This is a genomic window from Nocardia sp. No.11 (genome assembly GCF_038752175.1).
In the GTDB taxonomy this organism is placed as follows: Bacteria; Actinomycetota; Actinomycetes; order Mycobacteriales; family Mycobacteriaceae; genus Nocardia; species Nocardia canadensis.
This window is the reverse complement of record NZ_JBCGFB010000004.1, coordinates 19,755-44,475: the sequence shown is the minus strand read 5'-3', so window position 1 is coordinate 44,475 and position 24,721 is coordinate 19,755. Positions and strand designations below refer to the sequence as shown.

23 protein-coding genes are annotated in these 24,721 nt (G+C 70.4%); 6 read left to right on the top strand and 17 right to left on the bottom strand.

The features are described 5' to 3' along the window. The first annotated feature begins 3 nt into the window (after nt 1-3). A complete protein-coding gene (locus tag V8688_RS02475) occupies nt 4-735 on the top strand; it encodes a ZIP family metal transporter (protein ID WP_218722029.1) in 732 nt (243 codons plus the stop codon). Here V8688_RS02475 and V8688_RS02470 read toward each other — a convergent pair. Genes V8688_RS02470 through V8688_RS02460 form a run of 3 tightly spaced genes read right to left on the bottom strand, consistent with a single transcriptional unit; the run spans nt 725 to nt 3,037 of the window. Continuing rightward, nucleotides 725-1,300 carry a TetR/AcrR family transcriptional regulator gene (locus tag V8688_RS02470; RefSeq protein ID WP_342800075.1) on the bottom strand — a complete coding sequence of 192 codons (576 nt, stop codon included), beginning with the start codon at nt 1,298-1,300 and terminating at the stop codon, nt 725-727. The genes V8688_RS02475 and V8688_RS02470 overlap by 11 nt on opposite strands. Beyond that, nucleotides 1,300-1,719 (bottom strand): VOC family protein, encoded by a 420-nt coding sequence (locus V8688_RS02465; RefSeq protein WP_342800074.1) that lies wholly within the window; start codon nt 1,717-1,719, stop codon nt 1,300-1,302. The genes V8688_RS02470 and V8688_RS02465 overlap by 1 nt, the downstream gene beginning before the upstream one ends. A gap of 40 nt (nt 1,720-1,759) precedes the next feature. Further along, nucleotides 1,760-3,037: a hypothetical protein gene (locus tag V8688_RS02460; protein WP_342800073.1), complete on the bottom strand. Its 1,278-nt coding sequence runs from the start codon at nt 3,035-3,037 to the stop codon at nt 1,760-1,762. 96 nt (nt 3,038-3,133) lie between these two features. On the opposite strand from V8688_RS02460, the gene V8688_RS02455 reads away from it, so the two are divergent. Continuing rightward, nucleotides 3,134-3,673: a TetR/AcrR family transcriptional regulator gene (locus tag V8688_RS02455; RefSeq protein ID WP_342800072.1), complete on the top strand. Its 540-nt coding sequence runs from the start codon at nt 3,134-3,136 to the stop codon at nt 3,671-3,673. A gap of 43 nt (nt 3,674-3,716) precedes the next feature. On the opposite strand, the gene metE is transcribed toward V8688_RS02455, so the two are convergent. The 3 genes from metE to aceA all read right to left on the bottom strand — a co-directional run bounded on the left by metE (nt 3,717) and on the right by aceA (nt 8,827). After that, entirely contained in the window at nt 3,717-6,047 is a 2,331-nt protein-coding gene (gene metE, locus V8688_RS02450; protein ID WP_218722034.1) for a 5-methyltetrahydropteroyltriglutamate--homocysteine S-methyltransferase, read from the bottom strand. A gap of 225 nt (nt 6,048-6,272) precedes the next feature. Beyond that, a complete protein-coding gene (locus V8688_RS02445) occupies nt 6,273-7,142 on the bottom strand; it encodes a 3-hydroxybutyryl-CoA dehydrogenase (protein ID WP_218722035.1) in 870 nt (289 codons plus the stop codon). 395 nt (nt 7,143-7,537) lie between these two features. Then, a complete protein-coding gene (aceA, locus tag V8688_RS02440; RefSeq protein WP_218722036.1) occupies nt 7,538-8,827 on the bottom strand; it encodes an isocitrate lyase in 1,290 nt (429 codons plus the stop codon). A 505-nt stretch (nt 8,828-9,332) separates the two neighbouring features. Here aceA and V8688_RS02435 point away from each other — a divergent pair. Continuing rightward, entirely contained in the window at nt 9,333-10,493 is a 1,161-nt protein-coding gene (locus V8688_RS02435; RefSeq protein ID WP_342800071.1) for a lipase family protein, read from the top strand. 18 nt (nt 10,494-10,511) lie between these two features. On the opposite strand, the gene V8688_RS02430 is transcribed toward V8688_RS02435, so the two are convergent. Next, nucleotides 10,512-11,348 (bottom strand): alpha/beta hydrolase, encoded by an 837-nt coding sequence (locus tag V8688_RS02430; protein WP_218722038.1) that lies wholly within the window; start codon nt 11,346-11,348, stop codon nt 10,512-10,514. Between the two features lie 57 nt (nt 11,349-11,405). On the opposite strand from V8688_RS02430, the gene V8688_RS02425 reads away from it, so the two are divergent. Beyond that, nucleotides 11,406-11,843, top strand: coding sequence for a helix-turn-helix domain-containing protein (locus tag V8688_RS02425; RefSeq protein ID WP_218722039.1), 438 nt, complete (start codon nt 11,406-11,408; stop codon nt 11,841-11,843). A 41-nt stretch (nt 11,844-11,884) separates the two neighbouring features. Here V8688_RS02425 and puuE read toward each other — a convergent pair whose 3' ends face one another. The 5 genes from puuE to V8688_RS02400 all read right to left on the bottom strand — a co-directional run bounded on the left by puuE (nt 11,885) and on the right by V8688_RS02400 (nt 19,408). Continuing rightward, nucleotides 11,885-12,844 (bottom strand): allantoinase PuuE, encoded by a 960-nt coding sequence (gene puuE / locus V8688_RS02420; protein ID WP_342800070.1) that lies wholly within the window; start codon nt 12,842-12,844, stop codon nt 11,885-11,887. Continuing rightward, complete coding sequence (gene alc / locus V8688_RS02415; protein WP_342800069.1) at nt 12,841-13,815, bottom strand: allantoicase; 975 nt, start codon at nt 13,813-13,815, stop codon at nt 12,841-12,843. Before alc ends, puuE begins: the two co-directional genes overlap by 4 nt. Nucleotides 13,816-13,983: 168 nt before the next feature. Beyond that, nucleotides 13,984-15,216 (bottom strand): aldolase/citrate lyase family protein, encoded by a 1,233-nt coding sequence (locus V8688_RS02410; RefSeq protein WP_316576235.1) that lies wholly within the window; start codon nt 15,214-15,216, stop codon nt 13,984-13,986. Continuing rightward, on the bottom strand, nt 15,213-18,464 hold the full coding sequence (locus tag V8688_RS02405; RefSeq protein ID WP_342800068.1) for a molybdopterin-dependent oxidoreductase: 3,252 nt from the start codon (nt 18,462-18,464) through the stop codon (nt 15,213-15,215). The genes V8688_RS02410 and V8688_RS02405 overlap by 4 nt, the downstream gene beginning before the upstream one ends. Further along, on the bottom strand, nt 18,461-19,408 hold the full coding sequence (locus V8688_RS02400; RefSeq protein WP_342800067.1) for an NADP-dependent oxidoreductase: 948 nt from the start codon (nt 19,406-19,408) through the stop codon (nt 18,461-18,463). The genes V8688_RS02405 and V8688_RS02400 overlap by 4 nt, the downstream gene beginning before the upstream one ends. 103 nt (nt 19,409-19,511) lie before the next feature. Between V8688_RS02400 and V8688_RS02395 the strand changes: the two genes are divergently transcribed. Continuing rightward, entirely contained in the window at nt 19,512-19,910 is a 399-nt protein-coding gene (locus V8688_RS02395) for a helix-turn-helix domain-containing protein (RefSeq protein WP_218722045.1), read from the top strand. 2 nt (nt 19,911-19,912) lie between these two features. Here the strand turns inward: V8688_RS02395 and V8688_RS02390 are convergent, their stop codons facing one another. The 5 genes from V8688_RS02390 to uraD form a co-directional block, all read right to left on the bottom strand. Beyond that, nucleotides 19,913-20,758: an FAD binding domain-containing protein gene (locus V8688_RS02390; RefSeq protein ID WP_316576374.1), complete on the bottom strand. Its 846-nt coding sequence runs from the start codon at nt 20,756-20,758 to the stop codon at nt 19,913-19,915. 146 nt (nt 20,759-20,904) lie between these two features. Beyond that, complete coding sequence (locus V8688_RS02385; RefSeq protein WP_316576238.1) at nt 20,905-22,275, bottom strand: 8-oxoguanine deaminase; 1,371 nt, start codon at nt 22,273-22,275, stop codon at nt 20,905-20,907. Then, a complete protein-coding gene (gene pucL / locus V8688_RS02380) occupies nt 22,263-23,168 on the bottom strand; it encodes a factor-independent urate hydroxylase (RefSeq protein ID WP_342800066.1) in 906 nt (301 codons plus the stop codon). The genes V8688_RS02385 and pucL overlap by 13 nt, the downstream gene beginning before the upstream one ends. An 8-nt stretch (nt 23,169-23,176) precedes the next feature. Beyond that, nucleotides 23,177-23,494 carry a hydroxyisourate hydrolase gene (gene uraH / locus V8688_RS02375; protein ID WP_218722048.1) on the bottom strand — a complete coding sequence of 106 codons (318 nt, stop codon included), beginning with the start codon at nt 23,492-23,494 and terminating at the stop codon, nt 23,177-23,179. Continuing rightward, nucleotides 23,491-23,985 carry a 2-oxo-4-hydroxy-4-carboxy-5-ureidoimidazoline decarboxylase gene (gene uraD / locus V8688_RS02370; RefSeq protein WP_342800065.1) on the bottom strand — a complete coding sequence of 165 codons (495 nt, stop codon included), beginning with the start codon at nt 23,983-23,985 and terminating at the stop codon, nt 23,491-23,493. The genes uraH and uraD overlap by 4 nt, the downstream gene beginning before the upstream one ends. 126 nt (nt 23,986-24,111) lie before the next feature. On the opposite strand from uraD, the gene V8688_RS02365 reads away from it, so the two are divergent. Next, nucleotides 24,112-24,708 carry an NTP transferase domain-containing protein gene (locus V8688_RS02365; RefSeq protein WP_218722050.1) on the top strand — a complete coding sequence of 199 codons (597 nt, stop codon included), beginning with the start codon at nt 24,112-24,114 and terminating at the stop codon, nt 24,706-24,708. Nucleotides 24,709-24,721: the final 13 nt, after the last annotated feature.

The window sequence follows — 24,721 nt, the reverse complement described above, 5'->3', positions numbered from 1 at the left end:
GTCATGGCGATACTGCTGTCCCTGGTGTCGATGCTGTCGACGCTGTTCGGTGGCTTCGTCGCCATGCGGATCGGCGACCGCAAGCATCTGGTGCTCGGGCTGGCCGCCGGCGTCATGCTCGGGCTGGTCGCCTTCGATCTGATCCCCGAGGCGCTCGAGCAGTCCTCGGGCGAGGTGTACGGCGTGCCGGTGGTGCTGATCGCGGCGGTGGTGGGGTTCCTCAGCATCCACATCCTCGAGCGCGCGGTCGCGATCCATACCGGTCACGAAGGCGAATTCGGTTCGCACCACCACGGATTCGAGTCGGTCGGGCTGCTCGCCGCGGCGGGCCTGATCTTCCACAGCACCCTGGACGGTTTCGGCATCGGCCTCGGCTACCAGGCGGGCGCCACCGTCGGCATGTCGGTGGCGATCGCGGTGATCTGCCACGACTTCGCCGACGGCTTCAACACTTTCACCATCCCCACGCTGTACGGCAACGCCCGCAAACGGGCGCTGACCCTACTCGGGCTCGACGCCGTCGCCCCCGTGATCGGCGCGATCCTCGGCACCCTCATCCATGTCCCCGAGCAGTGGATCGGCCTGTACCTCGGCTACTTCGCCGGTTTCCTGCTCTACCTGGCCACCGCCGACATCCTGCCCGAGGCGCACGCCGAGCACCCGTCCCGGCTGACCCTGCTGAGCACCGTCACCGGCGTGGCCGCGATGTTCGGCGTCGCCGCGATCAGTCACTGACCGGGCGCACCAGGCGCACGACCGCGTCCACCGACGCATCGACCAGCGCGTCGTCGAGGGGCAGGTGTCCGAAGAGCGCGCGAAAGTAGATCGGCGCGGCTACCGCGTCCAGCACGAAGTCCAGGTCCACGCCCGGATCGACCGCACCGCGCGCCATCGCCGTGCGCAGGGCGGTCGCGGTGCTCGCCCGGCGCGGTTCGAAGACCGTCGCCAGGAAGTGCGCGCGCAGGTCGGGATCGTTGGCGAGGTCGGCGACCAGCGCGGGCAGTACCCGGTCGAGGCAGGTGTCGCGCAGCGCGGCGACCAGCTCACGCAGCGCCACGGTGAGATCCGCGCGCAGGTCGCCGGTATCGGGTGTCGGCCGCACGCCCAGCATCTCGGCGACCACCGCGACGACCAGATGCCGCTTGGACGGCCAGCGCCGGTAGATCGCGGGCCGATGGACCCCCGACCTGGTCGCCACCTCGCCGATGGACATTTCGGCATAACCCCCGTCGGCGAGCACTTCCCGGGTCGCGGCGAGCACCGCGGCGTCGATGCGGTCCTCGCGCGCGCGTCCCGGCATCAGAACACCGGCCGCGGCACGAGCATGACGGTCCATCCGTCCGGATCGGGAAAGGCCATGCCGCCGTTGGCCGCCCAGTACGGGTTCTCGGCGGGGACCGGCTGCGCGCCGAACTCGCCGAGCCTGCGCACCGCGTCGAACATGGCGGACTCGCCGTCGAAGTAGAGCACCAGCAGGTTCTCGGCGCTCGGCGCCGTGCCGGGACTGCCGTCGACGTGGGTGGTGAATTCGAGGTGGTAGTCGGTGCCGGGCAGGCCGAGCATCACTCCGTCGTAGCCGGCGTGGTTGTCGAATCGGTACAGCTCACGCAGGCCCAGCCCGTCGACGTAGAAGCGCACCACCTCGTCGAGACGGTCCGTCGGGCGGGCGATCCGGACCTGCGCGACGCGCAGGGAGTCCGGCCAGGTCGTCGAGTCCATGCCAAAACGGTACAGTACGTACTGTAATGAAGCCAGGTCGTCAGTGCAGGTCGTGCAGCAGCTCGGCGAGGGTGAGGCGCAGCTTGTCCATGCGAGAACGGCTGTAGTGGGCGGTGTCGTATTCGAGCTGGAGGGTGAGTCGGCCGGCGATCGTGAAGACGGTGAGCTTCGGCGGCATGGCCGGGCCCATGGCGAAGACGTCGTCACGCAGGAAGGCGAGGTCGTCGGGGAACGAATGTGGCCGCAGGCGGCCGATATTGGAGATGGCCAGCGTCGGCGGGGACGACAGCAGGCCGGCGGTGAACTCGTCGGCGACCCGCTGGACCGCGAGCGGAAAGCGGGCGGGCTCGCGGCGTTCCAGCCCGGCGCGCAAGCCGGATTCGACCATCCGGGCCAGCTCGAGCGGACCGGCGTCACCGGTGGCACGCACCAGAATTCCGGAGCCCGACGCGTAGTTGACCATCGTCTCGACCGGCACCGGTGGGTGGACCGCACCGCGCACATCAGCCGCGTAGCCGAAGAACAGCGGCAGCGCGCCCGGCTCGGGAAACCGGCTGCGAACGGCGGCCAGCGCCGCGCCGCTGACGACACTGTTGACCGAAATCCCCTGCGCGCGTGCCACTGCCACCAGGTCGGCGGTCGCCTCGGCGGACAATTCGATGCGCTGCATGGCGAACCGGCCGAGCGGGTCGGCACCGGTCCCGTCACCGTCGCGGGGCAGCACGCGCGGGGCGTCGCCGGGGCTCATCGTCATCGCGCCCGCCCGCAAGTCGTCCAGCCACGAGTCCGCTTCGGTCGCCGTCACCACCTCGGCCAGGCGGGTGTCCATCGCCTCGGGCAGCCGCTGATCCGGATCAGGCTGCGGCACAGCGTCTCCGGTCACGTGCGCGGTGTAGTGCCGCCACAGCCGATCCAGCAGCGCGAACCCCGAGCGACCGTCGGAGATGCCGTGATGGACGACGAGCACGATCTGCTGCCGCGCGCCCGCGCGCAGCAGGTAGGCGCGGAACAGCCCGTCGCGCCAGTCCTGCGGCGTGTTGATCAGTGCGAGGTACTCGGCGTCGCCACCCTCGACGACATCGAGGCGCGGGCGGAACTCGTCGTCGCGGACGAAGCGATCGCCCACCACCCGGCTGCGCAGCAGCGGGTGCGCGGCGGCCAGTTCGTCGAGCACCCGTCGGAGGATTGCGAGGTCGAGCGAGCCGTAGACGGTGCTGGCGAGGAACAGCGGCATTCCGGCGGTCGGCACGTTGCCGAGGGTGGTGTCGGTGCCGAAGTAGGTGGATTCGAGCGGGGAAATCGGGCGCTGAGCGGTCATGACGCCAACATACAACTGTTTCAAACACTTGTCACTGACGCTTGTTTGAAACCGATGTCACAAACAGGCGTATGCGGTCCTTGCTATCGTGCGCGGGTGGGAACCCGAGAAGATCTGCTCGACGCCGCCAAGCGCTGCCTCGCCGAACGCGGCTACGCCCGCACCACCGTGCGCGACATCGTCGCCGCCTCCGGCACCAACCTGGCGGCCATCAACTATCACTTCGGCACCCGCGACAAGCTGCTGCAACAGGCGATGCTGGAGTCCAGCGCCACCGCGGTGCAGCACATCCTGGACTCGCTGCCCGCCGCGGACCCGACCGACCCCACCGCCCGCCTCGAGGACTTCTGGCAGCGCCTGATCACCTCGTTCGGCGAGGACCGCGCGCTCTGGCAGGCCAACGCCGAATGCCTCAATCAGGCGCTGCACTCCCCCGAACTCCGCACCGAACTCGGCGCCGCCCAGGAACTGGCCCGCAGCGGTCTGTCCGAGGCCTTCGGCGACGACCGCGATCTCGGCGCCGTCCTACAGACGATGATCGGCGGCCTGCTGCTGCAATGGCTGATCGACCCCGAGCACGCCCCCACCCCCACCCAGCTCACCGCAGGGGTCCGGGCCCTGCTCCCCCGGACATGACAACGGGCGCACCGGATACCGGTGCGCCCGTTGTCCCTTCGAGCTATTCGGCCGCGGTCGCGGCTTCGGCCGCCTCGGCGGCCAGTGCCCGGCGGCGCACGCGGCGCGCGGCGGCGACCATGTTTCGCAGCGAGGGCTCGAGCTGCCAGTAGTGGCGGGTCTTCAGGCCGCCGTCCGGGTTGGCCCAGAGTCGTTGCGGGGTCACCGCTTCGGCGGCCTGGGTGAGCAGTTCATCGAGCTCGTCGATATCGGGGATGCGGGCCGAGCGGCTCTCGTACACACCGGGGCCGACGCCGTGGCTGAGGCCGTGGCCGGTGGCGACATCCTCGGTGAGCGCCTGCATCACCCATTCGATCGAGCGGGTCGCCACGATCGCGGTGACGTCGGCGTCGAGCTGCTCGATCGCGTCGACCACCTCGGTGCGCCCGGAGTAGCCGATGTGGGTGTGGATCTGGGTGTCGGCCCGCACACCGGAGGTGGCCAGCTTGAAGGCGCCGACCGCCCAGCGCAGGTACTCCTCGCGCCCCTGCGGACGCGGCGGCAGCAGCTCACGGATGGCGGGCTCGTCGACCTGGATGATCGCGATGCCCGCCTTCTCCAGGTCCACCACCTCGTCGCGGATGGCCAGCGCCACCTGGTCGGCGGTCTCGTAGAGCGGCTGGTCCTGGCGCACGAACGAGCGGGCCAGCATCGTCACCGGACCGGTGACCATGCCCTTGACCGGCTTGTCGGTCAGCGACTGGGCGTAGGTGGTCCAGTCGACCGACATCGGCGCGGGCCGCGAGACATCGCCGTAGATGATCGGCGGGCGCACACAACGCGAGCCGTACACCTGCACCCACCCGAAGCGGGTGGTGGCGAAGCCGTCCAACTGCTCGGCGAAGAACTGGATCATGTCGTTGCGCTCGTGCTCACCGTGCACGAAGACATCGAGGCCGATGTCCTCCTGCAGCCGGATCGTCGCCTCGATCTCGGCCTCGACCTGCTTGCGGTAGTCCTGCTCGGACAGCCGGCCCTGGGCCACCTCGTGGCGGGCCTGGCGCAGTCTGACGCTCTGCGGGAACGAGCCGAGCGTGGTCGCGGGCACCACCGGCAGGTTCAGCCGCTCCTGCTGGGCGGCGCGACGCTCGATGTACGGCTCGCGCTCGCGCATCTCCGGGGTCACCGCGTACACGCGCTGGCGCACGGCGTGCTTCTGCTTGAAGTGCACCTCGGTCGGGCGCTTGCGCCAGTTGTCCGAGGGACCCTCGGTGAGCGCCTTGGCCAGCGAGACCACCTCGCCCACCTTCTGCTTGGCGAAGGCGAGCCGGTCGGCCACGTTGCCGTCGATGTCGTACTCGGCGAGCACGTCGTAGGGCACGTGCAGCAGCGTGGTGCCGGTGGACACGACCAGGTCGGGGCAGACCTCGGCGATCGAGTTCAGGTAGCTCAACGTGACGAAACGGTCGGCACGCCAGACGTTGGTGCCGCTGATGACACCGGCGTAGAGACGCTTGCGCTTGATCCCCGGGATCGCGGCCAGCTCCTCCGGCGTCATCCGATAGGACGACAGGTCAAGGCCGATCGCCTCGACATTGCTCGCGGCCAGGATGCGCAGCGCCTCACCGAAATCGCCGTACTGGCCGGTGACCAGGATGCGCGGGCGCAGCGGCGCCTTGGCCAGCCGCTGGTAGGCCTTGTCGAAGGCGGCCAGTTCGGCGGCCGATCGCTCGCCGGTGAAGCAGGGCTCGTCGAGCTGCACACAGGTCGAGCCGCGCTTGGCGAGGATCTCGAACAGCTCCTCGTAGAACGGCAGCAGCTTGTCGAGCAGGCTCAGCGTGTCGAACTCGGCCTCGCCGGGCACGTGGCCCGCCTTCGACAGCAGCAGCAGCGACACCGGGCCGAGCACGACCGGGCGCAGTTCGATCCCGCGCGCGATCGCCCGGTCCCACTCGTCGAGCAGGGCCTCCGGATGCAGCGAGAACGTGGTGTCGGCGTCGAGTTCGGGCTGGCGGTAGTGGTAGTTGGTGCCGAAGAAGCGCACCAGCTCCAGCGGCGGCAGGTCCGGGTTGCCGCGCGCCATCAGGAAGTAGAAGTCCAGGGGGTGCATGCCCTCCTGGTGCTCCTTGAACCGCGACGGCACGGCACCGAAGAGCAGCGCGTTGTCCAGGATGTGGTCGTAGAAGGAGAAGGTGTTGCCGGGCACCTGGGTCAGCCCGGTCGCCGCCAGCTCGTTGAACTGGCGCTCCTGGATGTCCCGGCCTACCGCGAGCAGTTCCTCGCGCTCCAGCGATCCGCGCCAATACGACTCGAGCGCACGCTTGAGCTCGCGGTGCGGACCGATCCTCGGATATCCGAGAACGCTCGACCCGAATCCATCGGTGACGTTGACCATGACCGGGATACTCCCTTTCGATCACCTGCGCCGGCACCCGGACGACGCCGGACCCGCGCATTGCTGCGCTCGACATATCGCCGGGCCACGCTGACGCGTCCGGCAACAGCAGCTTAGGCCGCGCGCGCGGGCCTTCGCTGTTCCCCCTGCAAACACCCCCGAAATGACCGAAGGCCACCGTCATCGCGTAGTCGGTGATGACGGTGGCCTCCGGGGAGCAAACCCCTACTTGCCGTACTGGTAGAAGCCGGCGCCGGTCTTCTTGCCCAGCAGGCCCGCCTCGACCATCCGCATCAGCAGCGGCGGAGCCGAGTACAGCGGCTCCTTGAACTCGGCGTACATCGAGTCCGCGATCGACTTCACCGTGTCGAGGCCGACGAGGTCGGTCAGCGCCAGCGGGCCCATCGGGTGGGCACAGCCGAGCACCATCGCCTTGTCGACGTCTTCCTTGGTGGCGAAGCCCGACTCGACCATCCGGATGGCCGAGAGCAGGTACGGCACCAGCAGCGCGTTGACGACGAAGCCGGAGCGGTCGGCCGAGCGGACGACCTGCTTGCCCAGGATGTCGGCGGCGAACTGCTCGGCGCGCTTGGCGACCGGCTCGCTGGTCTTGAGGGTGGTGACCAGCTCGACCAGCGGCAGCACGGGGACCGGGTTGAAGAAGTGCAGGCCGACCACGCGCTCGGGGTTCGCCGTGGCGACCGCGATCTTCATGATCGGGATGGAGGAGGTGTTGGAGGCGAGCACGGCGTCGGGGTCGGTGACGACCTTGTCCAGCTCGCTGAAGATGGCCGTCTTGACCTCTTCGTTCTCGACAACGGCCTCCACGACCAGCTGACGGTCGGCGAAGTCGCCGAGATCGGAGGTGAAGCGCAGCCGCCAGGCCGCCTGCTCCCGCTCCCGCTCGGTGATCTTGCCGCTGCTCACGCCACGGTCCAGCGAGCGCAGGATCCGAGCGCGGCCCGCGGCGGCGAGTTCGCGACTGGTCTCGTAGACGAGGACGTCGACGTGCGCGCGTGCGCACACTTCCGCGATGCCCGCGCCCATCTGTCCGGCGCCGATGATGCCGACGCGCTGAATCTTCTCGCTGCTCACGTCCCGCTCCTGTAATTTTGGCGGCTGGCGCCGCGGGGTTTCGGCCCTAAGCCCCGGCTCTTCCCTCCCTACGGGCACTCCTTCGTCGCGCCCTCCGGTCAGTCCAGAGCCGGGGACGGGCCGAAACCATGGGGGTCTGCGACCCGAAGTACCCAAAGTATAGGGATGCCCTCCCCTGTCGGGGCTGATCGACAGGAGAGGGCGTACACCCCTACCGGAGTAGAGGAAATGCGTTGCTACTCAAAGCCGCCCGGTAGGGCGACCTCGAGGAGCCAGTTCGCCGCCGGGTCGTCGCCGAGCGCTCGAAGCGCAGGTGCCGAAGGCACGAGTCTCGAGTGCTCGGCGGCGGCCCTGGAGGGGCGGCGAACACGTCGCGGCGGAGCCGCGACCATGTCTCAGTGGAACTGACCCTCTTCGGTGGAGCCCTTCAGGGCAGCCGTCGAGGTGTTCGGGTCCACGGTGGTGGCGATGGTGTCGAAGTAGCCGGCACCGACCTCACGCTGGTGCTTCACGGCGGTGAAGCCACGCTCGGCGGCAGCCTTGAACTCGCGCTCCTGCAGGTCGACGAACGAGGTCATGCCGTCGCGGGCGTAGCCGTACGCCAGGTCGAACATGCCGTAGTTCAGCGAGTGGAAGCCGGCCAGGGTGATGAACTGGAACTTGAAGCCCATCGCGCCGAGCTCACGCTGGAACTTCGCGATGGTCGCGTCGTCCAGGTGCGCCTTCCAGTTGAACGAAGGCGAGCAGTTGTAGGCCAGCAGCTGGTCCGGGAACTCGCTGCGGACGGCCTCGGCGAACTTGCGCGCGACCTCCAGGTCCGGCACGCCGGTCTCCATCCAGATGAGGTCGGCGTAGGGGGCGTAGGCCTTGGCACGCGCGATGCAGGGCTCGATGCCGTTCTTCACACCGAAGAAGCCCTCGGCGGTACGGGTGCCGTCCAGGAACTCACGGTCGCGCTCGTCCACGTCGGTGGTGAGCAGGGTGGCGGCCTCGGCGTCGGTGCGGGCGATGATCACCGACGGCACGTCGGCGACGTCGGCGGCCAGACGCGCGGAGGTCAGGGTGCGGATGTGCTGCTGGGTGGGGATCAGCACCTTGCCACCGAGGTGGCCGCACTTCTTCTCCGACGCCAGCTGGTCCTCCCAGTGGACACCGGCGGCACCCGCGGCGATCATCGCCTTCTGCAGCTCGTAGGCGTTCAGCGCGCCACCGAAGCCGGCCTCGGCGTCGGCCACGATCGGGGCCAGCCAGTTGGCGACCGAGTTGTCACCCTCGACCTTGGAGATCTCGTCGGCGCGCAGCAGCGCGTTGTTGATGCGACGGACCACCGACGGGACCGAGTTCGCCGGGTACAGCGACTGGTCGGGGTAGGTGTGGCCGGACAGGTTCGCGTCACCGGCGACCTGCCAACCCGACAGGTAGATGGCCTTCAGGCCGGCGCGAACCTGCTGCACGGCCTGGTTGCCGGTGAGGGCGCCGAGGGAGTTGATGTAGTCCTCGTTGTTCACGAGGTCCCACAGGATCTCCGCACCGCGGCGGGCGAGGGTGTGCTCCTCGACAACGTTGCCCTGCAGGGCGACGACCTGCTCGGCGGTGTAGTTGCGGGTGATGCCCTTCCAGCGCGGGTTGGTGTCCCAATCCTGCTGGATCTCCGCAGCGGTCTTCGGGGTGCCGACAGTCGACATCTCTGACTCCACTTCCTCGGTGTGGTCGGTGCTCCTACGGTCCAGCCGTGAAACAACCGGCGGCTTAACGCTTTCGGTTGCGCGACTCGTACTGCTGAAGCAATTTGCAGGCTTGCTAGGACTAGCTAGGGCCTGAGGGGTGTACTTCCACACGATGGCACACCAGGAAATAGCCGTCTACCTGTTGCTTATGTGAATCTCAGCTAGGTTTGCCGCCGCGTTTGCTAACTTTGCGAAATTTGCGGGCTAATTGCAAGCACCCGCCCTACCGACCGGTAGCGCTGACCAGGAGTTTTAGCATAACGCCCGTACTGTTAGCGCTTCCCGCCCGGGCGCCGCCCGACACGCCCAACCCTCGCACCTTGTGAGCTGTTTCACACACCACGCCGGGCAGGAATGGTGTGCGTGTCGTCACTGCATTCGCCCGAGGTCGACGCGCACCCCGGAAGTGGGGGCGCGGTGGGCAGTCCTGGACACTCGTCCGCGAAGACGAGAGGGTGACCCCATGAGGATTTCGAGGATCGCGGCCACGTCGAAGGTCGCGCTGACGGTGGTCGCGGCGACGGCCGCGGTGAGCCTGGTGCCGATGGCGGCGAGCGCGCAGCCGGCACCGCGGGCCGGGAGTGTCGTCGGCGTCGAGGCACTGTCCCCGGCAGCGACGCTGCCCGGCTCGGCGCGCGCCGAGCGGTTGCTCTACCGGTCGACGACCGCGGGCGACCAGCCGACCACGACCAGTGCCGCCGTGTACTTCCCGACGGGCGAGGCGCCCGCGGGCGGGTGGCCGGTGATCGCGTGGGCGCACGGCACCGTTGGTCTCGGGGACGACTGCGCGTACAGCGTGGCGGGCCCCGCCGCGGTCGAACGCGACTGGGCCTACCTCGGCACCTGGCTGAGCCAGGGGTACGCGGTCGTGGCGGCCGATTACGCGGGCCTCGGCGGCCCGGGTGAGCACCCGTATCTCAACGGCGTGGTGGAGGCGCACAACGTGGTCGACGCGGTGCGCGCGGCCACCACGCAGTACCCGGCGCTGTCGAACAAGTGGGCCGTGGTCGGCCAGTCGCAGGGCGGCGGCGCCGCGGTGTTCACCGCTCGCTACGCCACCGAGTTCGGCGGTTCCGCCCTCGACTATCGCGGCGCGGTCGGCACCGGCGTGCCCGCCTACATCGAGGACGTCATCGGCCTACTCGGCCCCGGCATGCCGCCGATCGCGCTGAGCGCGCACCTGTCGGCCTACGTGCTCTACATCCTCAACGGCCTGCGCACCACCTTCCCCGAGCTCGACATCGACGGCCTGCTCACCGAGTCGGGCCGCGACTGGGTCGTCCGCGCCCAAACCGGTTGCATCGGCCCGCTCGGCGACGAACTCGCCGCCGCCAAGCCCAGCCTGGGCAGCCTGCTCGCCCGCCCGCTGTCGTCGATTCCCGATCTGCGCGGGCTGCTCGCGCGCTACATGGGCCTGCCGGAATCCGGCTACGACCGGCCGGTGTTCCTTGGTCAGGGCCTGCGCGACACCGATGTGGTCACCCCCGAGACCCTGCGCTTCGCCGCGGTGCTGACCGCGAACCGCCAGCCGGTCACCGTCCGCACCTACCCCACCGACCACGACGGCACGGTCAACGCCTCCCTCGTCGACTCGCTGCCGTTCGTCCACGGCCTCTTCGCCTGAGCACCGGACCCGGCCCGGTCAGGGCCGGGTCCGCGCCAGGACCGCGCGCACGACGGCGGCGTACGCGGCGGGATGGGTGAGATTCCCGTTGTGACCGCCGGGGAATTCGACCAGCGGCGCGTCTCGCAGCTCGGCCAGCTCGCGCGCGCACTTGTGGTCGAAGACCTGCGGCCCGGTGGTGCGCCCGGTCGCGGGCACGATGCGCACCGGTGATTCCCGCAGCGCCGTGACATCGACGCAGTCGGCCCGGACGGCGGTGAAGTCGTGGCCGAGGAAGTACTCGAAGTTGCGTGCGCGCTCGGCGGTGATCGGCGCGAGCCGCACCCCGGGCTCGACATCCTGGTTCGCCGGATCTATCCCGAGCGTGCGCACCATCGGTGCCAGCGCCGCCCGCCAGCCTTCGGCGCGGAAGACCTCCTGACACTGCGCGAGTTCCGCCAGGTGATGGGCCCGCTCGGTCGCGGCCAGCAGCCACGGACTCACCGGCTCGTGCGCGATCAAGGTGCTCAGTTGCCCCGGATGCGTCACCGCCAGGTGCAGCCCGATCGAGGCGCCCATACTGCAGCCGAGCATCGCCACCGGCGCGTCGGTGAGCGCGGCGAGCAGCCGGTGCGCATCGTCGGCGTGGGTGGCCATCGACGCGCCCGGCGTGCCGTGGATCCGGCTGCGCGAGAGCCCGCGCCGGTCGTAGGTGATGACGGTGAAGTCCGCCTCCAGTTCCCGCACCAGCGCTTCGCTGCGCCGCGCGCCCCCCTCCCCGCTCTGCGAGATCAGCAGCATCGGCCCGTGGCCGCGCACCTCGTAGTACAGCTCGGCGTCGGGAACCGGCAGCGTGTCGGCGTGAATCGTGCTCATGCCACCCACCGTAATTCATCAGATTTGATACATCAAGAGTGATGTATCTTGAGCGGTATGGATGGAGTCGAACTGTTCCTGCTCGGGCGAACGCTGATGAAGATCGGCGAGGAGGCCCTGCCCACGGCGGGTCTCGGCGGCGGGCACCGCCCGGTGCTGGTGGTCACCAGCGACATCGTCGCCCACCCGGACAGCACCGTCGGCGAGATCGCCCGCCGCACCGGACTGCCGCAGAGCGCGGTGTCGACGGCGGTCGCCCGGCTCGAGGAGGCGGGCTCGATCACCACCGCCACCGACCCGCGCGACCGCCGTCGCACCGTCATCCGCCCGGCGGAACGGATCTCGGCGCGGGTCGCCCAGATCCGCGCGTCCACCATCGACGCGGCCGTCGCCGCGGCTCTGCCCACCGCCGACCCGGCCGCGACGGCCGAGGTACTCCAGGCCTTGGACGTCCTCGCCCGGCACTTGCGCCCGCGGGGCACGGAACCACGGTAGAAGTGCCGCGCCCCTCGAATTCGGGAGCGCGGCCGGACTTCTCACACCATCGGCGGATGCACCTTGCGCCAATGTTCGGCGATGTCGATCCGCCGGGCGATCCACACTCCGTCGTGGGCCTGCACGTGATCGAGGAACCGTTCCAGCGCCGCGGTCCGCGCGGGCCGGCCCGCCAGGCGGCAGTGCAAACCGATCGACAGCATCTTCGGACTGCCCTCGGCGCCTTCGCGATACAGCACGTCGAACGCGTCGCGCAGGTGCGCGAAGAACTCGTCGCCGTTGGCGAAGCCGGCCGGGGAGGCGAAGCGCATGTCGTTGGTGTCGAGGGTGTACGGCACGACCAGGTGGTTCTGACCCCGCACCTCGGTCCAGTACGGCAGATCGTCGGCGTAGGAGTCGGAGTCGTAGACGAATCCGCCGTGCTCGACGACGAGCTCCCTGGTATTCGGCGAATCGCGGCCGGTGTACCAGCCCAGCGGGGCCGCGCCGGTCAGCTCGGTGAGCACGCGCACCGCCTCGGCCATGTCCGCGCGCTCGATATCGCGATCGATGAGCTGATACGACTTCCATTGCAGCCCGTGACAGGCGATCTCGTGGCCGAGCTCCCGAAAGGCCGCCACCGCTTCGGGATTACGCTGCATGGCCCGCGCCACCGCGAAGATGGTGAGCGGCAGCCCGCGCCGCTCGAAGGCGCGCAGCACCCGCCACAGCCCGGCGCGGGAGCCGTACTCGTAGAGCGATTCCATGCTCATGTGCCGGTTCGGGAACGCCTCGGCCGGAGTCATCTCGGACAGGAAGGTCTCCGAGTGCGGCGACCCGTCGAGGACGTTGTTCTCCCCGCCCTCCTCGTAATTCAGCACGAACTGCACGGCGACCCGCGCGCCGCCGGGCCACTGCGGATCCGGCGAATTCGGGCCATAGCCGACGAAGTCACGAATCTCACGCCCACCCGTCACCCGATCGCCGCCCCCCACGGAATCGCCGCGCGATACTGTGCTCATCCCAGCTCCCCGTAGAGCCGCAGGCGGGCGAGGCCGCCGTCGGGATAGATGTCGAGGCGTACCTCCTCCACCGAAGCGGCGGCAGGCGCGAGCGCGAACCGATGCCTGGTGTCGGGCAGCAGATCGGTGCGCGGCAGCAGCTCGACCTGGGTGCCGTCGTTGGTGAAGCCGGTGAGCGAGGCCGCGCCGGGGCTGTTGCCGAGGAAGCAGGAAGTGTCGATCTCGGCGAGCCGGATCGCGCCCGGACCGGCCAATCTGATGCGCACCCAATCGTTTCCGTCGTCGCGGCGTCGGGCGGTCTCCCAGCCGTCGCCCATCACCCTGGCCAGGCCGGGGTAGAGCAGCTGGTTGGGCGAGCTGTAGAAGCGGTTGGAGCAGTCCAGGACGAGTGCGCCGTTCTCCAGCGCGGCCAGGTCGAGCGGGCCGAGGCCCAACAGCGTCGGGTCGGGTCTGCCCTCGCCGTGCACGCGCAGGCGGGCGACGCCGCCGTCGGGGTGCATGGTGAGTTTCACGTGGGTCCAGCGGCTTTCGCTGTCGATGGGGAACGGATTGCGGCTGTCGCCACCCACCTTCACCCGGTCGAGCAGGGCGACCCAGTCGGTGCGCGCGGCGATCTCCTCGGCGGGCGGATACCCCTCGATCGCCAGCGCCGACAGCGACACCTCGGGCGGGTAGTTGCCCTTGAACCAGGCGGTGTCCACCACGACACCGCGGATCACGCCCGGCACGCCGAGCCGCACGATGGCGCTGTCGTCGCCGGGCTCGCCCCGGTGCCGTCGGGTCTCCCAGCCGTCGTAGACCTGTCCCTTGTGCCCGAAGGTGGCCGGTCGATATTCCGACGGACCCGGGTTGACCAGGTTCTCCTTCTCCGCGAAGAACTCGTCGTTCGCCCAGATCACCGACCCGCCGAGGGATCGAACCGCCAGATCGGGGAGCAGCGTGAAATCGTCGCCGCCGAGGTGTGTGGTCACCGTTGCCTCCTATGCCTCAGGTGCTGCGGGCCCAGCCCGCCGTGGAGTACTGCCTGCGCGTCTCGCCGCGCGGCCGCTCGAATCAGCGGCGCGCCGCGGTCGTCCGAGCGCGACATCGCCCGAGCCGCATGGCGTTGGCTTGCCGATGCCCCGGCACTCCCCGGTGGGTCATCGCGCGTCCTGTGGCGCGTACGTGCGCGCGACCAGCGCCTCGAGCACCGCGACGGTGAGTTCCGGTGCCCGCGTGCCGAGTTCGTCGGCGGTGACGGCACCACAGCGCAGGCCGCGCAGCACCGTGGTGGCGAGGGCTTCCGCGGTGGCGGGCTCATCGATTACGCCGCCGGAGCGCCGGTCCAGATAGGCCAGCAGGCGCGGGACGGCGACGTCGATGGCGGTGCGGAAGAAGTCGTAGGTGGCCAGCCAGCGGGTGATCAGGTGCCCGGGATGCATGTCCCAGCCCTGGTAGTAGCCGCGCCGCAGGGCCCGCTCGACCAGACGATGGTGATTGCGCAACGCGCCTTCGGGATCGGCGTCCGGCACGATCTGGGTGGAGCCGTCACAGATCCACACCCCGGTCTGGGCGGCGGCGACCTGCATCACGGCCTTGGCGTGGTCGGCCGCCGGATGGTCGAGGGCCTGATCGGTGGCGGCGATGCCGCAGGCGGCGGTGTAGTCGTAGGTGCCGAAGTGCAGTGCGCTGCACCGCCCGTCGGCCAGGGTGATCATCCGGGAGATCGGCGCCGTGCCATCGGGGGCGATGATCGCCTGCGGGCTCTCGATCTGGAGTTCGAAACGCAGGGTCCGCTCGGGCAGCCCGTGCACCGCCTCGATCCCGGCGCAGAGATCGACGATCGCCGAGACCTGTTCGGCCGCACGGATCTTCGGGACGGTGAACACGAAGCCGGGCGCGACCCCGCCCGCCGCGTCGAGTACGAGTTCGAGGGTCCGCAGGGCGCGCCTGCGCTCGGCGGCGGCCAATCCCTTGGTGCGAACGCCGAACGAGCTGGGAGCGCCGGGAGTACCGGCCCAGCTCGCCAAGGCCTTGCCCGCGGCGGCCGCGGCCGCGTCCTCCTCGTCGTCGGCGCGGAAACCGTAGCCGTCCTCGAAGTCGATCCGCAGATCCTGCACCGGCTGCTCGGTCAGCCTGCGGCGCACGGCCGACAGCGCGTCGGTGGCGTCGAGGCCGACGAGGAGATCGGCGTGCCGGTGCAGCAGCTCCAGCGCGGCCGCGCCCCACTCGGCGGGGGTGTCGGCATCGGCGCGGTCGGCGGCCACATAGGCGGTGTGCACCGGCTGGATCCGGTCACCCGCTCCCGGGTAGCGCGTCCGCAGACCGGCGTCGACGGCGTCGAGGGTGGCGTCGATGCGGGCGCGGATGTGCTCGGGTAGCTGGGAGTTCACCCGGCGGCTCCTTCCTGGATGAGCCGCCACACACGGTCGGCGGTCATCGGCAATCGGTCCGGTCGGGCGCCGACGGCGTCGCGGATCGCGTTCGCCAGGGCCGGCGCCACCGGGTTGTACGGGGACTCACTCATCGATTTGGCACCCAGCGGGCCCAACTCGTCACTGGTTTCGGCGAAATACACCTCCGTGCGGGGCAGGTCGGCGAACTGGGGAAGGTGATAGTGCCGCAGTGTCCGGGTGGTCACCACGCCCCGCTCGGTGCGCATGTCCTCGTAGAGCGCGGTACCCAGCGCCTGCGCCACCCCGCCCTCCACCTGACCGCGCAGCTGCACCGGATTGACCACGGTGCCCGCGTCGGCCACCTGGATCGATTGCAGGACGCGCACCTCGCCGGTGCCCGGCCGGACCGCCACCCGGAAGGCGTGCACATTGAAACTCACCGAGCGCGGGGTCCCCGCGTGGGTGCCGTGCGCGATCAGCTCCCCGTCGGCGAGCAGTTCCTCGGCGGTCATCAGCTCGGCGCCGCATCGCACCCCGGCCGCCGACAGCACGCAGTCGCGTTCCGGGTGCCCGCTGACCTTCGCGGCCCTGGCCAGCAGCATCGCGTGCAATTCCAGCGCCGCCGCGTAGGCGGCCTTGCCCGCGACCATGGTACCGGTGGAACCGAACGCGCCGGTGTCGTGTCCGACGACGTCGGTGTCGGACTGCCGGATCCGGATCCGGTCGGCGGTCGTGGCCAGCGCGGTCGCGGCCAGCTGCGCGTGCACCGTGGTGGTGCCGTTGCCGAATTCCGCCGTGCCGACACCGATCTCGTAGGTGCCGTCGGGGAGCAGGCGGGCGGTGGCGTCGGCGTGGTGGCCGCGTGGGGGCACGGTGGCGATCATCGCCACGGCCATCCCCTCGCCGATGCGCCAATCCGGGTCCGGCGCGGTGACGCCGTTGCCCCGGCGCAGTGCCCGCTGGGCGGTGTCGAGGCACTGGTCGAGGCCGTAGCTGCCGAAGGTGAGGTCGCCCTCGTCGACGTCGGCGCCGGTGAACCGGTCGCCGGGAACGACGACATTGCGGCGCCGGAATTCGAACGGATCGATGCCGAGCTCCCTGGCCAGTTCGTCGATGGCCGACTCGACGCCGAAGATCACCTGGCCGAGCCCGTAGCCGCGGAACGCGCCGGAGGGAACGTTGTTGGTGTACACCGCCTGTGCGTCGACCCGCTTGTTCGGGCAGCGGTACACCGCCACCGATTCGCCGACGGCGTGGAACATCACGCCCGCGCTGTGGTTGCCGTAGGCGCCCGCGTCGGTGAGCACGTCGACCGAGAGCGCGGTCAGCAGGCCCGCAGCGTCGGCCGCCGCGGTGACCGCGACCCGCATCGGGTGCCGGCAGGTGGCGGAGGTGAATTCGTCGGTCCTGGTGAACTCGTACTGCACGGGATGCCCCGTCCGCAGCACCGCCAGCGCGATCAGATCCTCGGCCAGCATCTCCTGCTTGGCCCCGAAGCCGCCGCCGACCCTGGCCGCGAACACCCGCACCCGATCCCGATCGAGCCCGAACACGTGGCACAACTCGTCGCGCACCAGGAACGGCACCTGGGTGCTCGACCGGACGACGAGCCTGCCGGTCTCGTCCAGCCAGCCGACGCCGCCGTGGGTTTCCAGGTGCACGTGCTGCACCCGGGGCGAATGCCACACCCCGCGCACCACTTTCGCCGCGCCATCGATTCCGGCCTCGAAATCACCGACCCCGCCATGGATCTCGGCAACGAGATTGCGCTCCGGATCGGCGATCCGCGCCGACTCCGGCTTGTCGCCGTGCAGCTTCGGAGCGTCGGCCGCCAGCGCGGACTCGGGCTCGAAAACAGCTGGCAGCAGGTCGTATTCGACCCGCAGCGCGCGCACTCCGGCCTTGGCCGCGTCCAGGGTCTGCCCCACCACCGCGGCCACCCGCTGGCCCGCGAACCGCACCGTGCGATCGAGGACGAAGGTGTCGTCGGGATCGTCCTCCCGGAATTCGTGCCGTGCCGTCGAGAAGGCCGTGGCGGGCGCGTCCGCGTGGGTCAGGACCAGCCGCACCCCCGGAATCGCCTCCGCCGCGGCGGTATCGATGGACACGATCCGCGCGTGCGGATGCGGGCTGGTGAGCACGGCCAGATGCCACGGCGCGACGGGCGGCATCCGCTCGCCCGCCCCGGGCACCAGATCGAGGGTGAACGGTTCTGCGCCGCGCACGATCCGCGTGCTCGCCGGCGCCCGCACCCCGTCACCCATCTGGCCGGGACCGTGCTCGCGCCGCATCGTCGCATCGACCCGAGCCTCGACCGCCCCCACCGCGGCACCGCCCACCTCGGGCCCCACCACCGCGGACACGACGGTGACCTCGTCCTCCCCTGACTCACCGGCGACATAGGAATCCACCGACGGGCCCCTCGCGATCAGCGGTGCACCCGAACCCACCTGGTCGTCACTCGCGCCGACCATCTGGCCCTCCCCCGAGCCGGCCACCTGACCCGCGCCAAAGCCGGCCACGTGATCGGCTCCGGTCCGCGCGTCGACCTGCGAAGCGTCCGCCTTGTCGGCCGGAGATCCCTCCCTGCGATCGGCCGACCGCACCTCCTCGACGCCCGCACCGGCCGACCTCGCTGCTGCCACGGCACCGCCCGGCCGATCCTCCCGATCATCGGCGGCCGTCTCCACAGAATGGGCGCTGCGGGATTCGCCGACATGGTCGCCCGCGCCGGGTGCGGGGGTGGACGTAGTTGTGCACAGTGATGCACAGGAGGCCGAGAGGGCGTCGGCGATGGCGCGATAGCCCGTGCAGCGGCACAGATTCCCCTTGAGCAGCTCGGCTCGCTCGGCGTCGATGACCGCGGACCGGTCGGCCTGCGCGGCGACCTGTGCGGTGGCGTCACCCCGACCGGCGGCCAGACCGGTCGCCGTGACCACCATTCCCGCAGTGCAGTAACCGCATTGGAACCCGGCGTGCTCGACGAAGCCACGCTGCACCGCGTTCGGTCCGTCGGTATCGGCCAGACCGGCGGCGGTGGTGACGCTGCGCCCGTCGGCGCGGTGCGCGGGAATCAGGCAGGAGTGGACCGGTTCGCCGTCGAGCAGGACCGAGCACGCGCCGCAATCGCCGGAGTCGCAGCCCCGCTTGACCGCGAGCTCGCCCTGTTCGCGCAGCAGGGTGCGCAAGCATTGCCCGGGACGCGCGGTCACCTCGACCGCGCGTCCGTCGATGTCCAGTCTCATGAACCACCTCCTGGTGCCGTGGTCAGCACGAGCCGGCCGCGCAGGCCGCCCTCGGCGAGCCGGGTGTGGGCCCGTACCGCCTGCTCCAGCGGCAGCGTGTCGGCCACCCGCAGGGTGAGGTCGTAGCCGGCGAGGGTGGCCAGGGCGGCACCGTCGGCGCTGATCCAGGCGTGGTGAACGCGGATGCCGCGCAACGGGATCGGGTCCGCACCAGCGACCACGGTGACGAACGAACCCCGGTTGCGCACCGCGGCCAGTGCCCTGGTGCTCAGCCCCGCGGTGTCCAGTACGGCGTCGACGCCGCCGGGCACCACCGCGCGCACCGCCTCGGCCAGATCGGCGGCCTCGCGCGACACCACCCACTCGGCGCCCAGTTCCCGCACCAGATCGGCATCGGCGTCGCCCACCTGCGCGACCACCCGCAGTCCGCGCCACCGCGCGGCGATCTCGACCGCGAACCCGCCCACCGCGCCGGCCGCACCGGTCACCAGCAGGGTGTCGCCCTCGGCGAGGTCGAGCAGATCCAGCGCCTGGACCGCGGTCAGCCCGCTCAACGGCAGGGTGGCCGCCTCGATCGCGGACCGTCCGGCGGGCGCGGGCGCCACCGCCGAGGCATCGAGCACCAGATAGTCGGCGTAGCTGCCCAGCGACCGGTCGAGCAGATCCCGCAGCCCGATCACCCGCTGACCGGCAACGAACCCCGTCACCCCGGCACCGACCTCGTCGATCTCGCCCGCCACGTCCCAGCCGATCCCCGTCACCGGGCGCGGCGCCATCAGCCCGGCCTCGACCAGGGCGCCCGCCCTGGTCACCGCGTCGACGGGATTCACCGCCGCCGCCGAGACCCGGATCCGGACCTGGCCCGGTCCGGGCGCGGGGACGGGAACGTCGACGAGTTCGAGTGCTTCCGGTCCGCCGAAACTGTGGACGACCACTGCGCGCATGATGATTTCTCTCTCTTCCGTAGGTACATGTCGAACCTAGGGAGAGCTACTCTCTATCGGGAAGTACGCACTGCGAAGTGCGTACCGCACGCGAGGGAGAGCCATGACCACACGCACCGCCGCCGAGCGCCGCGCCGAGGCGGGCGCGGCCTACAACGCCTACGTGGCCGAGTGCCCGGCCAGGCAGCTGCTGGACCGGATCGGCGACAAATGGGTCAGCCTGGCGATCAACGCGCTGGCCGAGGGCCCGCTGCGCTACAGCGAGGTCAACCAGCGACTGGCCGGTGTGAGCCAGAAGATGCTCACCCAGACCCTGCGCAATCTGGAACGCGACGGCCTGCTCGCGCGCACCGTGCTGCCCGAGGTGCCGGTCCGGGTGGAGTACCGGCTGACCCCGCTCGGCGAGGAACTGCTGCCGGTCATGCGGACCATCAAGGGCTGGGCCGAGCAGCACATGGATCAGGTGCTGCGCGCCCGCGCCGCCTACGACGCGCGGTCCTGAGCTCACGAGGACCCCCTGAGTTCGGCGGCCACCTCGGCGGCCAGCAACCCGGTGACGTGCGCGCGCCAGTCCGGCGCACCGTGCGGATCGTCGAACCACACCTGCGGCTCCAGCTCGGCCAGCGCGGCCGCGAGATCGAATTCGGTGGGCACCGTGTCGAAGTCGAGCACCACCGGCCGCACCGTCGCGGCGGTGACGGTGATCGCGCACCGTCCATCGGCCTCGCGCCTGCCCATCACCACCGCCCCGGAACGTCCGAGCGGGGCCAGCGCGATCTTGCGGAAACCGGTGCGCGCCAACAGACTCGCCGTCGGCACCAGGAACGAGCGGACGACGGCACCGGCGGCGAGAATGTTCTCGCCGGGGCCGGTGACGAAGTCCCGCAATGGAATTCGACGTTCCCCACCACCACGCGGCCAGATGACGGCCGTCGCGTCCAGCGCCACCAGCGCGCCGAGGACCGCACCGGCGGGCAGCGACAGGCAGACGTTCCCGCCGACGGTCGCGGTGCGCCAGATCTTGTGCGAGGCCAGCAGGGCCCGACAGGACTGCGCGAACAGCGCCGTCCCGGGCCACTCGGGCCGCAGGACGGCCGACCCCAGTTCCCGGCCGGGACGCGCGCCCGCGAAGTCGGCCAGCGTGCAGGTCGCGGCGATCTCGAGCCCGTCGCCGCGCTCCAGCATCGGCGCCCAGCCGAGGGTGGTGATGTCGACGAGCCGATCGAGCCGATCGTGCGGTTCGGAGAACAGGAACGTGCCACCGGCCAGGACCGCGCTCCCGGCGCCGACCTGGGCCAGGTCGGCGCGATCACGGGCGAGAACCACCTCTCGAACAGTGTCCAGATCCACGTTCACCTCGCTTACCTCACCGGCCACAGTAGGGGCCGGGAGTTGCCACGATGTTGCGCGACGCCCGCCGCAGATTGCGCGGCGGTTAACCCGGTGTACGCCCTCCAGTGTGCGCCGAAAGGGCAGCTCAGCGCACCTGGACGCGCTCACGCGCCGGCCAGCAGGGTGGCCTGGGCCTGGGCGACGTCGGCCCCGGCGGACGCCTCGTCCACGGTGGTGACGACCCCGTCGCGCACCACTTCGCGCCCGTCGACGAGCAACGCGGCCAGCGGCGGCGCCGACCCGAGCACCAGCGCCACGACCGGGTCCTCGATCCCCGCGTGCGCCGGAGTGTCGAGCCGCCACAGCGCCAGATCGGCCAGCTTGCCCGGCTCGATCGACCCGATCTCGGCGGCCCGGCCCAGCACCCGCGCCCCGCCCATCGTCGCCAGCTCCAGCGCGGCGCGCACGGTCATCGCGCGTGGCCCGCCGACGGCCCGCGCGTACAGCAGCGCGTTGCGCGGTTCCTCGATCATCGAACTCGACTCGTTGCTGGCCGCGCCGTCGACACCCAGCCCGACCGGCACCCCGGCGGCCACCAGATCCGCGGTCCGTGCGATGCCAGCGCCCAGCCTGCCGTTGGAGGTGGGGCAGTGCGCGACGCCGGTCCCGGTGCGCGCCATCGCGGCGATCGCCGGATCGTCGAGGTGCACGGCATGGGCGAACCAGACGTCGTCACCGAGCCAGCCCAGCTGTTCCATGTACTGCGCGGGGGTACACCCGAAGCTCGACCGGCAGAAGTCCTGCTCGTCGACGGTCTCGGCCAGGTGGGTGTGCAGCCGCACGCCCGCCGACCTGGCCAGCGCGGCCGATTCCCGCATCAGGTCCGCGGTCACCGAGAACGGCGAGCACGGCGCGAGCGCGATTCGCACCATCGCGTCGAAGGACGGATCGTGCCACTGCTCGATCGCCGCGCTGCTCGCGGCCAGGATGTCGTCGATCGACTCGACCACGTCGTCGGGCGGCAACCCGCCCTTGCTCTGCCCCAGATCCATCGACCCACGCGCCGGATGGAACCGCAGCCCGACCGCCGAGGCCGCACCGATCTCGGCGGCCAGCAGATCGCCGCCTGAGCGCGGGAAGACGTAGTGATGGTCCGAGGACGTGGTGCAGCCGCTGCGCGCCAGCGAGATCAGCGCGCCGGTCGCCGCCACCCGCACCGACTTCTCGTCGATCCGCGCCCACACCGGATACAGCGTGGTCAGCCATTCGAACAGGGTGTTGTCGGCGGCCAGCCCACGGGTGATCCACTGATACAGGTGGTGGTGGGTGTTGACCAGCCCCGGCGTGAGCACGCAGCCGCGCCCGTCGATCCGCGCCACCGACGGCCCGAATTCCGGCGGCGTGCCCGCGCCGATCGCGTCGATCCGGTTGCCCCGCACCGTGACCCAGCCGTCGCGGTATTCGGTGCCGACCGCGTCGACGGTCACCACCGCGCAACCGGCGATCAGCAGATCGGGCGCGCTCACGGCTGCCATGCGATGCCCGCCTCCGGTGCGTCCGCGCGCTGCAAGGTCGCGTGGATGGAGCCGTACGGGCGGTCCGCCGCCCAGAAGACCTCACCGTTGTTCTCGATCCCGAATCGGGCGAGGTCGTAGTCGAAATGGTGCTTGTTCGGCGCCGACAACCGGATCTCGGCGAGCACCGGGAATCGTTGCAGCGCGGCGGTACCCATCGCGTGCAGGGTCTGCTGCAAGGCCTTGGAGTAGGTCGTCGCGAACAGCTCGAGCAGCGTGGCCCTGATGCCGTCGTACACCTCGTCCCAGTCGAATCCGCTGATCTCGGCGAAGCGCCACTGCACGATCAGCGAGGTGGCCAGCACCCGGTCGTGGGTGGGCGCCAGGGTCGTGTACTCGTCGGTGAGGAAGTCGGCGAACTCCGACCCGGTGGACTTGAGCACCACCAGGTCCTTGATCCCGCCGATCACCCAGGTGCGCTGATCAGCGCCGGTGCCCGCGACGGTCACCGCGGCGGTGCGCACCTCCGGCCCTTGCCGCACCCAGGTGTGATCGTGCTCCTCGCCCCCGATCGAGACCCGCTGCCACCCATAGGAATCCACATCGATGCGCGCGCTCGTCACCGGCTCCACGGTGTCGGTGAAATGCTTGGCCAGCGCGATCGCGTACTCCTCGACGGTGTCGAGTCCGGGTCGCTTCGCGAAGACGTAGGCCATGTTCTTCTGGGTGTCGGTGGGCAGGACGTGACGCTGGTCACCCTCGGTGTAGGCCGCCGCGAAATCACCACGGAGCGTGGTCGAGACGTTCACGTCACGGATCTCGTGGCGCGCGTTCTGCTTGTGGAAACGCACAACCCGGTTCTCGGCCTTGCCGTAGCGGTTGTCGGTCAGCTCGATCGGACCACTCAATGCCATCTGTTCGCTCAGCTCCCTCGGTAGGTGGAATAGGAGAACGGCGACAACAGCAGCGGCACATGCAGATGCGGCTGCTCACCCACCGTGAACGCGACGCAGACCTCGGGATAGAAGGTCTCGACTCCCTGCGCCGCGAAATAGCTACCGGTATCGAAGAACAGGCGGTAATCGCCCGGATTCAACCCGGCGGCAAGTTCTTTCACCCGGCCGTCGGCATCGGTCAGCGCCTCGGTGAGGCGCTGCTCGCCACGCGTCAGCCACACGGCGACGCCCGCCGCGGGCACACCGCGCACGGCGTCGAGCACGTGCGTGCTCAGCCCGGTCACGACGCCGCCACCAATCGGGCCAGGCGGAGCCGGTTGATCTTCCCCAGTTCGGTGCGCATGACCTGCCTCTCGGTCGACGGATCGTTGTCCAGCCGCGCCCGCAGGACGGCGAGCAACTCCTCGCCGCCGCGTCCCGCCGCGCAAACCAGATAGATATGGCCGAACTTGGCCTCGTAGTCGCGGTTGCCCGCGGCCAGCGCGGCCTTGACGGCGTCGCCGGCGCCGCCGGCCTGCTCGCGGGCCGAAGCCGCCGAGGTCGGGCGATCCCCGATCCGCGGGTGACCGGCCAGCGCCGCGTCGATCTCGGCGTCATCGAGCGCGGCCGAGGCGGCATCGGCCGCCGCCAGCAGCGCGTCCGTGCTGGGGTAGGGCCGCGCCGCGGCGATCGCCCGCGCCCAGCCCGGTGCGGAGCAACAGGCAAGCAATGCCGTCTCGGCGGCCGCGGCGGGGAGTTCGTTGAATCCCGCGAGGCCGATCGCTTCGCTCGTCATCGATCCAGCATCTCCCCATCCCCGGCCACGGGCCACCGATGTGCGGTCGGTCACGTCGGCGTGTCGTCGTCCTCGCGCTGCCCTGCCGTAATCGAGCGGCAACATTGCGCCATTACCTTCACCGCTATGCCCCCGATCGACCCGCCCGTGCCGTCGGCGTGCACGGGCGTCGTCCTCGCGGCGGGCGCGGGCACCCGCTACGGCAAACCCAAGGCACTCGCCGAGGACGGCGCCTGGCTGCGCGCGGCGATCACCGCCCTGCGCGACGGCGGCTGCGATCCGGTGATCGTTCTGCTCGGTGCCACCGGCCCCGATCCGGCCGTCGTCGGGCTGCCGCCAGGCACCGAGTGGCGCTGGGTCGCGGACTGGGCCACCGGGCTGTCGGCGACGGTGCGCGCCGGCTTGCGCGCGGCCACCGCGGCGGGCACCCGGTATGTGGCGTTCCTGCCCGTCGACACTCCCGATATCGGGGCCGATGTGGTCGCACGGGTACTCGCCGCGGCCCGGGCGAGCGAGAGCGGGCTGGCACGCGCTGTGTTCTCCGACACACCCGGTCACCCCGCTGTGATCGAGAACAAGCACTGGGACGCCATTTCGGCAGCGACCGTAGGCGATGTGGGAGCCGGTTCCTATTTGGGCACCAGTCAGGATATGGTGTGCGTCACGTGCGACGACTTGGCGACAGGGAACGATCGCGATTTCCCGGTAGTCGGCGCACGGTGATCGGAGTTTTGAG

Coding starts and splice junctions, on each gene's coding strand:
- V8688_RS02475 (WP_218722029.1), top strand. CDS start 4: ATGGCGATACTGCTGTCCCTGGTGTCGATGCTGTCGACGCTGTTCGGT.
- V8688_RS02470 (WP_342800075.1), bottom strand. CDS start 1,300: ATGCCGGGACGCGCGCGCGAGGACCGCATCGACGCCGCGGTGCTCGCC.
- V8688_RS02465 (WP_342800074.1), bottom strand. CDS start 1,719: ATGGACTCGACGACCTGGCCGGACTCCCTGCGCGTCGCGCAGGTCCGG.
- V8688_RS02460 (WP_342800073.1), bottom strand. CDS start 3,037: ATGACCGCTCAGCGCCCGATTTCCCCGCTCGAATCCACCTACTTCGGC.
- metE (WP_218722034.1), bottom strand. CDS start 6,047: ATGGTCAACGTCACCGATGGATTCGGGTCGAGCGTTCTCGGATATCCG.
- aceA (WP_218722036.1), bottom strand. CDS start 8,827: ATGTCGACTGTCGGCACCCCGAAGACCGCTGCGGAGATCCAGCAGGAT.
- V8688_RS02435 (WP_342800071.1), top strand. CDS start 9,333: ATGAGGATTTCGAGGATCGCGGCCACGTCGAAGGTCGCGCTGACGGTG.
- V8688_RS02430 (WP_218722038.1), bottom strand. CDS start 11,348: ATGAGCACGATTCACGCCGACACGCTGCCGGTTCCCGACGCCGAGCTG.
- V8688_RS02425 (WP_218722039.1), top strand. CDS start 11,406: ATGGATGGAGTCGAACTGTTCCTGCTCGGGCGAACGCTGATGAAGATC.
- puuE (WP_342800070.1), bottom strand. CDS start 12,844: ATGAGCACAGTATCGCGCGGCGATTCCGTGGGGGGCGGCGATCGGGTG.
- V8688_RS02405 (WP_342800068.1), bottom strand. CDS start 18,464: ATGAGACTGGACATCGACGGACGCGCGGTCGAGGTGACCGCGCGTCCC.
- V8688_RS02400 (WP_342800067.1), bottom strand. CDS start 19,408: ATGCGCGCAGTGGTCGTCCACAGTTTCGGCGGACCGGAAGCACTCGAA.
- V8688_RS02395 (WP_218722045.1), top strand. CDS start 19,512: ATGACCACACGCACCGCCGCCGAGCGCCGCGCCGAGGCGGGCGCGGCC.
- V8688_RS02385 (WP_316576238.1), bottom strand. CDS start 22,275: ATGGCAGCCGTGAGCGCGCCCGATCTGCTGATCGCCGGTTGCGCGGTG.
- pucL (WP_342800066.1), bottom strand. CDS start 23,168: ATGGCATTGAGTGGTCCGATCGAGCTGACCGACAACCGCTACGGCAAG.
- uraD (WP_342800065.1), bottom strand. CDS start 23,985: ATGACGAGCGAAGCGATCGGCCTCGCGGGATTCAACGAACTCCCCGCC.
- V8688_RS02365 (WP_218722050.1), top strand. CDS start 24,112: ATGCCCCCGATCGACCCGCCCGTGCCGTCGGCGTGCACGGGCGTCGTC.